Origin of the sequence: Xanthomonas theicola (assembly GCF_014236795.1) — a bacterium.
GTDB lineage: Bacteria > Pseudomonadota > Gammaproteobacteria > Xanthomonadales > Xanthomonadaceae > Xanthomonas_A > Xanthomonas_A theicola.
Genome location: NZ_CP049017.1, coordinates 2,158,119 through 2,171,499, shown reverse-complemented (window position 1 = coordinate 2,171,499; position 13,381 = coordinate 2,158,119). Strand labels below are relative to the sequence as shown.

Below are 13,381 nucleotides of genomic sequence, written 5' to 3'. Positions count from 1 at the left end.
CAGGCGGTGACGGTTGGCGCCTGTCCCATTTCCAGGAATCCACGATGACCCGAGGCAAGCGTATCTACGTGCTGGATACCAACGTGCTGATGCACGACCCCACCGCGCTGTTCAAGTTCGAGGAACACGACGTGTTCCTGCCGATGCAGGTGATCGAGGAACTGGACAACGCCAAGAAGGGTATGTCCGAGGTCAGCCGCAACGCGCGCCAGGTCAGCCGTTTCCTCAACGAGCTGATCGAAGGCGCCGGCGCCGAGCAGATCGCGTCGGGCATCCCGCTCAGCCATCCGCAGGGCCTCCAGCTCAAGAGCAGCGGCAGCATCGGCCGCCTGTACTTCCAGACCCGCCCGGTCGAGCCGGGGCGCAGCTTCGGCACCGTGGCGCCGGACAACAAGATCCTGGCCGCGGTGCTGGCGCTGCGCGAGGACGGCCCGGACACGCCGGTGATCCTGGTGTCCAAGGACATCAACCTGCGGATCAAGGCGGCGATCAGCGGCCTGGCCGCCGAGGACTACGAGAACGACCGCGCGCTCGACGATTTCAGCCTGCTGTACACCGGCGCGATCGAGCTGCCGGAGGATTTCTGGCAGAAGCACAACCAGGACCTGCGCAGCTGGAGCGACAAGGGCCGCACCAGCTACGAGATCGCCCTGGCCGGGGACGAAGACTGGTACCCGAACCAGTACCTGTACCTGCCCGGCGACGACGAGGTGGAACTGCGCGTAGTCAAGGTCGGCGGCGAGCGCAAGGCGACGCTGGCGCTGGTCGACGACTTCCGCAGCGGCCAGCATGCGGTGTGGGGCATTGCCGCGCGCAACCGCGAGCAGAACTTCGCGCTCAACGCGCTGATGGACCCGGAGATCGACTTCGTCACCCTGCTCGGCACCGCCGGCACCGGCAAGACGTTGCTGGCGCTGGCGGCGGGACTTGCGCAGACGATGGACCAGCAGCGCTACCGCGAGATCATCATGACCCGCGCCACGGTCAGCGTGGGCGAGGACATCGGCTTCCTGCCCGGCACCGAGGAAGAGAAGATGACGCCGTGGATGGGCGCGCTGACCGACAACCTGGAAGTGCTCACCCACAACCAGGAAGGCGGCGCGTGGGGCCGCGCGGCGACCAACGACCTGCTCGCCAGCCGGATCAAGATCCGCTCGATGAACTTCATGCGCGGGCGCACCTTCCTGTCGCGCTACCTGATCCTGGACGAAGCGCAGAACCTGACCCCGAAGCAGATGAAGACGCTGATCACCCGTGCCGGCCCCGGCACCAAGATCGTGTGCCTGGGCAACGTCGAACAGATCGACACGCCCTACCTGACCGAGACCACCTCGGGCCTGACCTACGCGGTCGACCGCTTCAAGGCCTGGCCGCACAGTGCGCACATCACTCTGCGCCGCGGCGAGCGCTCGCGGCTGGCCGACTACGCCTCGGAGGTGCTGTGAACGCCGCCGGCGCACGCCTCGGCGGCGCGGCGCTGGCGCTGGCCCTGCTCGGTGCGTGCGCCACCACGCGCGGGCCGGCCAGCGTGCCGACCGCGATCAAGGCCGGGCAGTCGTGGGTCGTCACCCGCAACAGCACCGCCGCGCAGGTGCTCGACACTTGTTCGCGCGACAGCCCGGCGCGCCACGACGGCGTGGTCGGCGGCTACTGGGTGCCGACCGTGGAGCAGGTCGCGCAGCTGGAGACGCGGCTGGCGCAATTGCAGCCCACGATCGCCGATCCGGCCGGCGACGACCGCCAGTACGTCGGCATCCTCTACCGCGGCAAGCAGGCGATCTACGTCAACGCGTTTAAGCCGCACGACGGCAGCGATCTGGACCCCAGCGTCGATGCGGTGCGCGTGTGCGGCGGCGGCAGCGGCTTCTGGGGGGCGGTGTTCGATCCGGCCAGCGGCACGTTCTCCGAGATCGCCGTCAACGGCGCGAAGTAGGCCGCAACGCATGCGCCGGCCGCCTCCGTCCAGCCCGTCGTGCGACGCACGCCGGCGCCGCGCCGGCGCATGAACGTCGAGCTGCCGCGCTGGGCCTGGGCGTTCGCCGGCGCGCTGGCCTGCGTCGCCGGCATGGTCAACGTAGTCGGCTATCTCGGCTTCGAGCACCAGGCGGTGACCCACCTGACCGGTACCACCACCCTGCTCGGCGCGGCGCTGGCCGATGGCGACATGCGCGCGATCGGCAACCTGGTCGGCGTGGTGCTGGCCTTCCTCGGCGGCGCCGTGCTCAGCGGCATCGTGGTGCAGGACAGCCGCCTGCGCCTGGGCCGCCGCTACGGCGTGGCGCTGGCGCTGGAGGCGTTGTTGCTGCTGGCGGCGATGCAGGCGTTCAATCAGCAACAACTCCTCGGCGCGCTGTTCGCCGCCACCGCCTGCGGCCTGCAGAACGCGATGACCACCACCTACAGCGGCGCGGTGGTGCGCACCACCCACCTGACCGGCATGTTCACCGACCTGGGCATCGGCCTGGGCCAGGCGCTGCGCGGCTTGCCGCTACCGCGGCGGCGCATCCGTCTCAGCCTGCTGATCATCACCGGCTTCCTGCTCGGCGGCGTGCTCGGCGCCTGGGCCTACCGCCGCGTCGGCTTCGATGCGCTGCTCGCGCCAGCGCTGCTGACCGGGCTGGTCGGCAGCGGTTATGCGTTGCAGGCCCACTACCGACGCCGCGAGCGCTGAGCGGGTGGTCGCCAAGCCGCGGCCGGCGCTGCACAATCGGCGCATGAGCGAACCCAGCATCGTCTCCGCGCTGAGCATCGCCGGCACCGACTCGGGCGGCGGCGCCGGCATCCAGGCCGACCTGAAGACCTTCGCCGCCCACCGCGTGCACGGCCTGTCGGCGATCGCCGCGCTGACCGCGCAGCACACCCGCGGGGTCAGCGCCGTGCACGTGCCGCCGCTGCCGTTCCTGCGCGCGCAGATCGACGCTTGCTTCGTCGATTTCGACATCGCCGCGGTCAAGCTCGGCATGCTGGCCAATGCCGCGGTGATCCATCTGGTCGCCGACGCGCTGGAGGAATACCGGCCGCCGTTCGTGGTGCTGGACCCAGTGATGGTCGCGACCAGCGGCGCCAGGCTGCTCGAGGACGATGCGCTGGATGCACTGCGCCGCCGCCTGCTGCCGCTGGCGACCCTGGTCACGCCGAACACGCAGGAAGCGCAGTTGCTGCTGGGGCGCACGATCGAGAGCGCCGACGATGCCGAGCACGCCACCGCCGCGTTGCTCGAGGCCGGCGCGCAGGCGGTGTTGCTCAAGGGCGGCCACCTGGCCGAAGGCCACCGGGTGATCGACCGCTACGACGACGGGGTCAGCCGCAGCGAATTCAGCCACGCACGGTTGGAACTGCAGGCGCACGGCACCGGCTGTACCCTCGCCGCGGCGATCGCCGCGCAGCTGTGCCAGGGCCTGGCGTTGCCGGTGGCCTGCGAAGCGGCGATCGACTACGTCGCCCGCGCGCTGCAAGGCGGCTACCACCCCGGCCGCGGCGACGTGGTGGTGCTGGACCATTTCGGCGCCGCACGCCACGCATGAGCATGCCGTTGGCATCGGACGACGCGCTGCAGGCCGGCGTTGGGGACGGCCATAGCTGGACCGTGCTGACGCGCGTCCCCGCGGCGCCGCGCCAGTCGCTGCTGTGGCTGCCCGCGCTTGGCGTGGCCGCACGCCACTACCTGCCGTTGGCCGAGGCGCTGGCCGCACAGGGCATGGCTGTGTTCCTTCACGAATGGCGCGGCAACGGCAGCAGCACGCTGCGCGCGTCGCGCATGCAGGACTGGGGCTATCGGCACCTGCTGTGCGAAGACCTGCCGGCCAGCCATGCGAGGCTCGCGCAGCACGGCGCGTTGCCGCTGGCCATCGGCGGCCAAAGCCTCGGCGGGCAGGTGGCCTGCTGCCACGCCGCGCTGCATCCGCAAGCCTTCGCGCGGCTGTGGCTGGTCGCGAGCGGCACCGCGTACTGGCGCTGCTTCGCCGCGCCGCGGCGCTATCTGCTGCCGCTGGCGTACCGCCTGCTGCCGTGACTGGCGCAGCGCCAGGGCGTGCTGCACGGACGCCGCCTCGACTTCGGCGGCACCGAGGCGCGCGGCCTGATCGCGGACTGGTCGCGGGTGGGCCTGGGCAATCGCTAGCCGCGGCAGACCTGGAAGCGCTGCTGGCGCAGGTCGCCGCGCAGGTGCATGGCGCGGTGTTGCAGGACGACTGGCTGGCGCCGGAAACCTCGTTGCGCGCCCTGCTGCACAAGCTGGCGCCGCGCACGCTCCAGGTATGCTCGCTGGATGCGGTGCAATTGGGCACCGCTGCCGACCATTTCTCTGGAGGAAGCGGCCGGCGGCGGTGGCGCAGGCCCTGCTCGGCGCTGCAGAGTGAATTTTCCGCGAAGAGCATTGACGGGTCACGGGGGACTCGGTAATAATTCCGCCCCTGACGACGCGCCCGTAGCTCAGTTGGATAGAGTACCTGGCTACGAACCAGGCGGTCGGGAGTTCGAATCTCTCCGGGCGCACCAGTCAGATGAAAAACGACAAACTCGGGTTTGTCTTTTTTTTTTTTGCACGTCCGCCGGGGCTCGGGCGCCATGCGCCCGCGCCGCTGCGCGCGATCGGCAGCGGCATCGCGCACACCGGTGTAGACGAATCGGCGGAACTCGGGAATAATCGCGCGCCTGACCACGCGCCCGTAGCTCAGTTGGATAGAGTACCTGGCTACGAACCAGGCGGTCGGGAGTTCGAATCTCTCCGGGCGCACCAATCAGATGGAAAACGACAAGTCCACGCTTGTCGTCTTTTGCCTTGCGGTTCGCCGCATGCGCGCTGCGCGAACGCGGCGCCTACCTGCAGGTGATCCGCGGTGCAGGCGGTCGACGGGCCGCAGTTGCGCTTGTCCGATGCGCAGGACACCGAGCTCCTGCTGTTCGACCTGCCGCGTTGAGCCGCGCGGCGCCAGGCACGCGCCTCCTCACACCCCACTCGGCATACCATGACGCGCCGTGCACGGCCGCCGGGGCGATGCTTGCGTTTCTTTCCCCACGCCGGCATGCCGGCCAAGAGCACTCGACCGATGCGACACCCTGCCAGCGCCGTCTACGCCACGCCCTCGCGCATCCGCCAAGGGCGGCCCTTCCCCCGTGGCGCAGTCTTCGACGGCCAGGGCACCAACTTCGCCCTGTTCTCCGCGCACGCCACGCGCGTGGAACTGTGCCTGTTCGACGAGGCCGGCACCGAAACCCGGCTGGATCTGCCCGAGTACACCAACGAGATATGGCACGGCTACCTGCCCGACGTGAAGCCCGGCCAGCGCTACGGCTATCGCGTGCACGGCCCGTATGCGCCGAGCGAGGGCCATCGCTTCAACTACAACAAGCTGCTGCTCGACCCCTATGCCCGGGAAATCGACGGAGACCTGGTCTGGGCCGACGAACTGTACGGCTACACCGTGGGCCACCCGGATGGCGACCTGAGCTTCGACGAGCGCGACAGCGCGCCGTTCATGCCCAAGTGCGTGGTCGTCGAGGACACCTACGACTGGGAAGACGACGCCCGGCTGCAGCGGCCCTGGAGCGAAACGCTGGTGTACGAGACGCACGTGCGCGGCTACACCATGCGCCATCCGCAGGTGCCGCAGGCGCTGCGCGGGACCTGCGCCGGCCTGGCCCAGGAGCCGGTGCTGCGCTACATCAAGGAGCTCGGCGTCAGCGCGGTCGAGCTGCTGCCGGTGCACGCCTACCTGGACGACCAGCACCTGCTCGACAAGGGCCTGCGCAACTACTGGGGCTACAACACGCTCGGCTTCTTCGCGATCAAGACCCGCTACCTGGCGAGCGGCCATCGCGACGAATTCCGCGACATGGTCAAGGCGATGCACCGCCAGGGCCTGGAAATCATCCTCGACGTGGTCTACAACCACACCGCCGAAGGCAGCGAGCTCGGCCCCACCCTGTCGTTCCGCGGCATCGACAACGTCAGCTACTACCGCCTCGCCGACGACAAGCGCTACTACATCAACGACACCGGCACCGGCAACACCCTGAACCTGAGCAACTCGCGGGTGATCCAGTTCGTCAACGATTCGCTGCGCTACTGGGCCGGCGAAATGCATGTGGACGGCTTCCGCTTCGACCTGGCCACCATCCTCGGCCGTGAACCCACCGGCTTCGACCAGCGCGGCGGCTTCCTCGACGCCTGCAACCAGGATCCGCTGTTGTCGGAGGTGAAACTGATCGCCGAACCGTGGGACTGCGGCCCCGGCGGCTACCAAGTCGGCCATTTCCCGCCGGGCTGGTCGGAGTGGAACGACAAGTTCCGCGACAACGCGCGCGCGTTCTGGAAAGGCGAGCAGGGCACGCTGGCCGAATTCGCGACCCGCTTCACCGGCTCGGCGGACCTGTTCGACCGTCGCGGCCGCCGGCCGTGGGCCTCGGTCAACTTCGTCACCGCGCACGACGGCTTCACCCTGCGCGACCTGGTCAGCTACAACGAAAAGCATAACGAAGCCAACGGCGAGGACAACCGCGACGGTTCGTCCAACGACGGCTCCTGCAACTATGGTGAGGAAGGCACCACGGACAACCCGCAGACGCTGCAGCTGCGCGAGCGGCAGACCAAGAATCTGCTGGCCACGCTGCTGCTGGCGCAAGGCACGCCGATGCTGCTCGCCGGCGACGAGCGCGCACAGACCCAGGGCGGCAACAACAATACCTACTGCCAGGACAACGAGATCACCTGGATCGACTGGGACAACGATCCGAGCGAAGGCCGGCTGACCGCCTTCGTCAAAGCGCTGAGCGCGCTGCGCAGGCGCTATCCGATCCTGACCCGCGGGCGCTTCCTCAACGGCCAGTACAACGAGGACGCTGGCGTACGCGACCTCACCTGGTTAAATCCCGGGGGTACCGAGATGGAAGACACGCACTGGACCGACGCCGGCGCGCGCTCGGTCGGCCTGCTGCTGGAAGGCAAGGCGCAGACCTCCGGGGTCAGGGAATTGGCCAACGACGACACCTTGCTCCTCGTCATCAACGCCTACCACGAAGGCGTCACCTTCACCCTGCCTCCGTCCGAGGAGCAAGTGCAGTGGAAGCTGGTGCTGTCCACCGACGAGGCACTGCAGGCCGACAGCATGCCTGCCGGCGCCAGCGATTTCCTCGCCCCGCCGCGCAGCGTCAGTGTGTTCGAATGTCAGACGCCAGCGGCGAACTGAGCTTGCTCCTGAGACGTCCCCACATTTCTTCCCAGCGGGTCAATCACTTGCTGCATGAGCGCGTGGAAGAAGGTGCGCGCATGGCGCAATCTTCAAGGTGACTAAGAACCTGCCCGTAAATAGTGAACTATTGCTCTGAGCCGCCCAGCACGCGGCGAGGCAGCGAAAGTATGGCAACCGGTAAACGCGTGGACGCGTGGGTGGTAACGGATGACCTCTGGGCTCGGGCCGAACCGTTGATTCCCGTACGCGAGCGCCCAGCGACGACGGAGTACCGGCGCCGAGCTGGCGCTGGGCGACCGCCCAAGCCAGCTCGGCTGGTGTTTGAAGCGGTGGTGTATGTCCTGCGCACCGGATGCCAGTGGAAGGCTTTGCCCAAGGAGCGCTTCGGCAGCGCCAGCGCGATCCACAAGCACTGAGTCTGAACCGCCCCGGGATACTTGGAGGCTCCAACTGTTGAGAGGATGGCGTCATGAGCAAGCAGGCAGTGACGTATTGCCCGCACGTGCGGGAGCGGGCAGTTGGGCTGGTGCTGGAGCATCAAGGCGAGCACAGTTCGCCGTGGGCGGCGCTCGCGTCGATTGCCGGGAAGATCGGGTGCACGGCCGAGACGTTGCGCTGGTGGGTGCGCCGGGCCGAGCGCGACCAAGGGTTGCGCCCAGGCCTGACGACGGAGGAGCGAGCGCGGATGAAGGCGTTGGAGCGGGAGAATCGGGAGCGGCGCCGGGCCAAGGAGATCCTGCGCAAGGCGTCGGCGTCCTTCGCCCAGGCGGGGCTGGACCGCCGCTTCACGCCATGACGGGGTTGGTTGCGGCGCATCCGGGCATGGCTGGGACACGTCTCGCTCGATACGACCACTATCTATGCCGAGGTTGACCTTGAAATGAAGGCCAAAGCGCTGGCCAGCGTCGATATCGCTGGGTTGCCACCCGCGCCTCGGCCACGAAAGCCACCGGCTGTCATGGACTTCCTGAGACAGACGTAGGGCACTGGGGGCCGGAATTTATGTGCGCTGCGCGGGTGCCTCCGCATTCTATCTATGAAGGCATCAACGCATGCGCTGCGGACACATCTCTTTGGCCGCAACATAACGGTCAGAATGTTGTCGGCAACGTTTCGACCGCTACGCCGAGCTACACGCGCAGGCGTATGGCGAAGTGGTCAATGCCGTGACGCTGATCCCGCACATGCTCGAGGCGTTCATGGCGGGGGATCGGGGTTTTCGTCGCAGCGCTGCGGCTTCTGCGCGATCCACGAAAGCAGCCTCAACGCCGATCAGTCCCGCAGCCCGCGCGGAGTGAACCGGCTCTGCCCGGCGCGTCGGGCTACCTCGATCAGTGCCGCGCCGGCCGGGTTGTCCTTGCCGGCGAAAGCGTAGAAGCGCGCCGCCGGCAGTTCGGGCAGGCCATCTTCGCGGCCCAGCACGCGCAAGCCTTCGCTGCGCTGACTGTCGGCGATGACCGTAATGGCGAAGCCCGCGCGTGCCGCCGACAGGCAGCCGGCCATGCTGCTGCTCTCGAAGACGATGCGCCAGGTGCGATCCGTCTGGCCCAGCGCCGTGACCGCCGATTCCCGATAGACGCACGGCTCGGGAAAGACCGCCAGCGGCAGCGGTTCTTCCGCCGGCAGCGGCTGATCGGCTGCAAACGCCCACACCAGCGGTTCCTCCCACAACAAGGTGCCGCCGCCTTCGACCCGGCTGCATTGCTTGCCGAGCACCAGATCCAGGCGGCCACTTTCCTGCTGGCGCAGCAGGTCCGCGGTGATGCCAACCTTCAATTCCACCGTGGCTTCCGGATGCCACTGGCGAAAGCGTTGCAGCACCTGCGGCAGCCAGGCTCCGGCAAAGTCTTCCGAGGCGCCGATGCGCAGGCGCCCGCGCAGCGGGGAGCCCCGCAGCTTGGCGCGGGCCTCGCGCTCCAGATCGAGGATGTTGCGACCGTAGGCGTACAGGGTGTCGCCCGCCTGGGTCAGCTCCAGCCGGCGCGTGGTGCGCGCCAGCAGGCTGGCACCGGCGATCTGTTCCAGCCGCCGCATGTGCCCGCTGACGGCAGAAGGCGTCAGCGCCAGCCGTTCGGCGGCGGTGGCGAAGCTGCCGCTGTCCACGATTTCGAGGAAGGTGCGCAGCAGCACCGTTTCCAGCGGCGGGCCGTCGGCGATGGGAGATAGGTTCATCCAGTCATTCAACACAAAAAATCATCAATGATGAATGATTATTCTCCAATCGAATGGAGTCGTCCAGCTACGCTGGCCCATCTTCACGACGGGAGACAAGCCCATGCAGCACTATCAAGTTGCCACAACCGAACGGCTCGACATCGCCTATCTCAAATGGAATCCGCAGGGAGCGCGAACCGCCATCCTGCTGCACGGCTGGCCGGACAGCCCCGAATGCTGGAAGGCCGTGGCTCCCATGCTGGCCGATGCCGGCTACCGCGTGCTGGCGCCGGCGCTGCGTGGCTTCGCGCCGACGCGCTTGCGCGATGCCGCCACGCCGCGCAGCGGCCAGTTGTCCGCCCTGGGCCGTGACCTGCTGGATTTCATCGACGTGCTCGGCCTGGCGCAGCCCGCGCTGATCGGCCACGACTGGGGCGCACGCGCGGCCGCCAATGCCTGCGGCCTGCGCGACGGCGTGGCCTCGCACTTGGTCATGCTGTCGGTGGGCTATGGCACCAACGATCCGAACCAGCCGCTGGCGCTGCCACAGGCGCGCAACTACTGGTATCACTGGTACATGGCCACGCCGCGCGGCGCGCGCGTGGTGCAGGACGAGCGCGAGGCGTTCGCCCGGATGATGTGGGACACCTGGGCCCCGGCAGGCTGGTACGAACAGGCCGACTTCGACGAGGCGGCGCGGGCTTTCCAGGGTGAGGACTGGGCCGAGATCGTGCTGCACTCCTACCGTCACCGCTGGGGCTTCGCCGACGGCGATCCGGCCTATGCCGAGGATGAAGCGCGCTTGCATCCGGCGCCGGTGCTGTCGGTGTCGACGCTGGTGCTGCACGGCGGTGCCGACACCTGCAATCACCCTGACAGTTCCAAGGGGCGGAAGGCGTTCTTCAGTGGTCGGTACGAGCGGCAGGTGCTCGATGGCATCGGTCACTTCCCGCAGCGCGAAACGCCGCAGGCAGTCGCCGAGGCGATTCTGCGGTTCTGCCTGAAGTAAGCGGCATGCCTTACGAGCGTGCAGCCCGATGCTGTGCGTTCGCTGTTCTGGATAGGGCACGAAGCAGTAGGCTATGATGATCGAACAAGCCTGCCGTCCTTTGGCAATCGTCATCGCTACAGCGCGACTCGGCTCGCGATGGACCAGTTCGCGATCCACAAGGGCCACCGTTCGCCACCGTGGTGGTGGAGGTGGAGCGCAAACGGGTGCTGTGGGTGGGCCGGGGCCGTTCCCGGGCCGAGGGGCGGCCCTTCTTCGACAACTCGGGCCTGAGCGCTGTGCATGCATCACGGCGGTGGCGATGAACATGAACAGCGCCTTCGATCTGTGAAGTGCGCCAGCACTGCCCGAACGCCCGGGTGGTCTACGACCTGTTCCACGTCGTGGCCAAGTATGGCCGGGAGGTCATCCGCCGGGTGCGGGTGGATGCGGCCAATCAGTGGCGCCACGACAAGCCGGCGCGCAAGGCGGTCAAGCGTGCGCATTGGCTGCTGTTGCGCAACCGGCGCCATCTGGCCGAGCACGAGCAGGTCGAGGTGCTGCAAGCCGATCAGTCGCTGATGACGGCCGAGGTGATGAAGAAACAACTCAAGGCGCTATGGAACGCGCCCACCGCCTGGGCCTGGCGCCGGGCGCGGAATCGGTGGCTGCGCCATGCGCAAGAAAGCCAGATCCCGGCGCTGATGCACTTCGCCAAGTGCTTGCGCCCTTACTGGCGCGGCATCCTCAGCCGGGTGCGCTGGCCCATGCGCACCGGCCTGCTCGAGGGCATCAACAACCGGATCAAGGTCATCAAGCGCATCGCTTACGGCTACCGCGATGACGCCTACTTCTTCCTCAAGATCCGCGCCGCCTTCCCCGGAGTTGGGAGATGAACCTGTTTTGTTGCCGCTGCGGTTGTGCCACCGCTGCAAGGCGGTGGGCCGTATCGGCGAAGGCAATGCTCCGATCCCGGGCGCATGCCGCCGCCGGATCATCGCGCGCATGCCGACTGCGCGACAATGGCGGTCCATTGCCACGGCCCGCTGCCATGCCATCTCCCGCCTGTTCCTCGCTGCCGCCGATTGCGAACGCGGCCGCCACCATGACACGCCGCGTCGCCACGCGGATCGCGCCGCGCCGCGCGCGCCGCCTGTCCGTGTACTGCGGCAACCCTCAGGAGTACCGCTGATGTTCGAGACCTCACCGAGCCTGGACTGCAACGGACGCCGCCTGCTGCTGGATCGTCCGCGGGTGATGGGCATCGTCAACGTCACTCCCGATTCGTTCTCCGACGGCGGCGCGCATGCGACGGTGGAGGCGGCCGTGGCGCACGGCCTGCGCCTGGCCGAGGAGGGCGCCGACCTGCTCGACATCGGTGGCGAATCGACCCGCCCCGGCGCCACCCCGGTGCCGGTGGAGGAGGAACTGCGCCGGGTCGTGCCGGTGATCGAGCGGCTGGCGGCGCAGACCGCGCTGCCGCTGAGCGTAGACACGTTCAAGCCGGAGGTGATGCGTGCGGCGGTCGCCGCCGGCGCCGGCATGATCAACGACATCCAGGCCTTGCGCCGCCCCGGTGCGCTGGACGCGGCAGCGGAGTTGCGCGTGCCGGTGGTGCTGATGCACATGCCCGACGATTCCTATGCCGCGGGCAGCACGCCGCACTATGACGATGTGGTCGGCACCGTGCACCGGTTCCTGGCCGAGCGCATCTTCGCCGCGGAGATGGCCGGCATCGACAAGCGCCGCCTGCTGGTCGACCCGGGCTTCGGGTTCGGGAAGGGCACCGCCGACAACCTGAAGTTGCTGGCGCAGCTGTCGCGCCTGGCCGAACTCGGCGTGCCGGTACTGGCCGGGCTGTCGCGCAAGCGCAGTATCGGCGCGCTGACCGGGCGCACCGCGCCGGCACAGCGCGTCGCCGGCTCGGTGGCGGCGCACCTGCTGGCGGCGCAGCGCGGCGCGTTGCTGCTGCGCGTGCACGATGTCGCCGCCACGGTGGACGCGTTGACGGTCTGGCAGGCGCTGGCGGCGGTGCCGCTGCCACGCAGCGGCGCCGCACCCGCCGCGATCCGCTGGCCGGACGAGGATTGATGGCGGCCGATCGACGCCCGCGCGCGATCGCGCTGATGGGGCCGACCGCCTCGGGCAAGACCGCCGCGGCGATCGCCCTGGCCGAGCGCTATGGCGGCGAGATCGTCAGCGTCGATTCGGCGCTGGTGTACCGCGGATTGAGCATCGGCGCGGCCAAGCCTGATGCCGCGCAGCTGGCGCGCGTGCCGCATCACCTGCTGGACCTGCGCGATCCCTGGCAGACCTATTCGGCCGCCGAATTCGCGGCGGACGCGCGCGTCGCGCTTGCGTCGATCGTCGCCCGCGGCCGCCTGCCGATCCTGGCCGGGGGCACCGGGTTGTATTTCCAGGCGTTGCTGGAAGGCCTGGCGTCGATGCCACCTGCCGATCCGCAACTGCGCGCGGCGCTGGCCGCACGCGCGCAGGCCGAAGGCTGGGCGGCGCTGCATGTGCAACTGCAGCAGGTCGACCCGCTGGCCGCGCGCCGGATCCGGCCCGGCGACGCGCAGCGCATCCAGCGCGCGCTGGAGGTGTTCCAGCTCAGCGGCCGTCCGATCAGCGCGTGGCAGGCGCAGCCCGGGCCGCCGCGGCTGCCGCTGCGGGTGTTGAAGCTGGCGCTGGCGCCCGCCGAGCGCGCGCTGCTGCATCGGCGCATCGAGCTGCGCTTGGACGCGATGCTGGCGCAGGGCCTGCTCGACGAGGTGCGCGCGCTGCGCGCGCTGCCGCCGCTGCGCCAGGCGGCGCGGCCGCTGGACCTGCCGGCGGTGCGCGCGGTCGGCTACCGCCAGGCCTGGGAACACCTGGACGGCGCCAGCGATGCGACGACGTTCCGCGACCGCGCGATCTTCGCCACCCGCCAATTGGCCAAGCGCCAGTTGACCTGGCTGCGCGGTGAACTGGACGCGCGCTGGTTCGACCCGGGAGTGGACGGCGCGCGGCTGGATGCAGCGGTGGCGGACTTTCTCGGCTGATTTGGCTA

The 13,381-nt window shown here is 68.7% G+C and carries 11 protein-coding genes, 2 tRNA genes and 3 pseudogenes; 15 read left to right on the top strand and 1 reads right to left on the bottom strand.

Translation table 11 applies throughout. The annotated features are described in order from the left end of the window. Positions 1-44: 44 nt before the first annotated feature. The 11 genes and pseudogenes from G4Q83_RS10000 (at position 45) to G4Q83_RS09950 (ending at position 8,488) form a co-directional block, all read left to right on the top strand. On the top strand, positions 45-1,445 hold the full coding sequence (locus G4Q83_RS10000; protein WP_128418665.1) for a PhoH family protein: 1,401 nt from the start codon (positions 45-47) through the stop codon (positions 1,443-1,445). After that, positions 1,442-1,933, top strand: coding sequence for a hypothetical protein (locus G4Q83_RS09995; RefSeq protein WP_128418666.1), 492 nt, complete (start codon positions 1,442-1,444; stop codon positions 1,931-1,933). The genes G4Q83_RS10000 and G4Q83_RS09995 overlap by 4 nt, the downstream gene beginning before the upstream one ends. A gap of 69 nt (positions 1,934-2,002) precedes the next feature. Beyond that, a complete protein-coding gene (locus G4Q83_RS09990; RefSeq protein WP_128418667.1) occupies positions 2,003-2,671 on the top strand; it encodes a YoaK family protein in 669 nt (222 codons plus the stop codon). 43 nt (positions 2,672-2,714) lie between these two features. Next, positions 2,715-3,524, top strand: coding sequence for a bifunctional hydroxymethylpyrimidine kinase/phosphomethylpyrimidine kinase (gene thiD, locus G4Q83_RS09985; RefSeq protein ID WP_128418668.1), 810 nt, complete (start codon positions 2,715-2,717; stop codon positions 3,522-3,524). Next, positions 3,521-4,358 (top strand): annotated as a pseudogene (locus tag G4Q83_RS09980) (alpha/beta hydrolase family protein). Before thiD ends, G4Q83_RS09980 begins: the two are co-directional and overlap by 4 nt. Before the next feature lie 62 nt (positions 4,359-4,420). Beyond that, a tRNA-Arg gene (locus G4Q83_RS09975) sits at positions 4,421-4,497 on the top strand. Positions 4,498-4,661: 164 nt separating this feature from the next. After that, positions 4,662-4,738, top strand: a tRNA-Arg gene (locus tag G4Q83_RS09970). Positions 4,739-5,048: 310 nt separating this feature from the next. Then, complete coding sequence (gene glgX, locus G4Q83_RS09965; RefSeq protein WP_128418669.1) at positions 5,049-7,187, top strand: glycogen debranching protein GlgX; 2,139 nt, start codon at positions 5,049-5,051, stop codon at positions 7,185-7,187. 170 nt (positions 7,188-7,357) lie between these two features. Then, positions 7,358-7,600: pseudogene (locus tag G4Q83_RS09960) on the top strand (transposase); the annotation flags it as partial. A gap of 59 nt (positions 7,601-7,659) precedes the next feature. Beyond that, positions 7,660-8,021: pseudogene (locus tag G4Q83_RS09955) on the top strand (transposase); the annotation flags it as partial. A gap of 323 nt (positions 8,022-8,344) precedes the next feature. Then, positions 8,345-8,488: a DUF2274 domain-containing protein gene (locus tag G4Q83_RS09950; protein ID WP_221893117.1), complete on the top strand. Its 144-nt coding sequence runs from the start codon at positions 8,345-8,347 to the stop codon at positions 8,486-8,488. Here the strand turns inward: G4Q83_RS09950 and G4Q83_RS09945 are convergent. After that, on the bottom strand, positions 8,463-9,362 hold the full coding sequence (locus G4Q83_RS09945; RefSeq protein WP_128418670.1) for a LysR substrate-binding domain-containing protein: 900 nt from the start codon (positions 9,360-9,362) through the stop codon (positions 8,463-8,465). The two genes, G4Q83_RS09950 and G4Q83_RS09945, sit on opposite strands and share 26 nt — an antisense overlap. Positions 9,363-9,465: 103 nt before the next feature. Between G4Q83_RS09945 and G4Q83_RS09940 the strand changes: the two genes are divergently transcribed. The 4 genes from G4Q83_RS09940 to miaA all read left to right on the top strand — a co-directional run bounded on the left by G4Q83_RS09940 (position 9,466) and on the right by miaA (position 13,373). Next, entirely contained in the window at positions 9,466-10,353 is an 888-nt protein-coding gene (locus G4Q83_RS09940; protein ID WP_128418671.1) for an alpha/beta fold hydrolase, read from the top strand. A gap of 332 nt (positions 10,354-10,685) precedes the next feature. Then, the gene (locus G4Q83_RS09935) at positions 10,686-11,228 is read left to right on the top strand and encodes a transposase (protein ID WP_158254953.1); all 543 of its coding nucleotides are present in this window, start codon (positions 10,686-10,688) and stop codon (positions 11,226-11,228) included. Between the two features lie 295 nt (positions 11,229-11,523). After that, on the top strand, positions 11,524-12,423 hold the full coding sequence (gene folP / locus G4Q83_RS09930) for a dihydropteroate synthase (protein ID WP_128418673.1): 900 nt from the start codon (positions 11,524-11,526) through the stop codon (positions 12,421-12,423). Then, on the top strand, positions 12,423-13,373 hold the full coding sequence (miaA, locus tag G4Q83_RS09925) for a tRNA (adenosine(37)-N6)-dimethylallyltransferase MiaA (RefSeq protein WP_128418674.1): 951 nt from the start codon (positions 12,423-12,425) through the stop codon (positions 13,371-13,373). Before folP ends, miaA begins: the two co-directional genes overlap by 1 nt. The last annotated feature ends 8 nt before the right edge of the window (positions 13,374-13,381 follow it).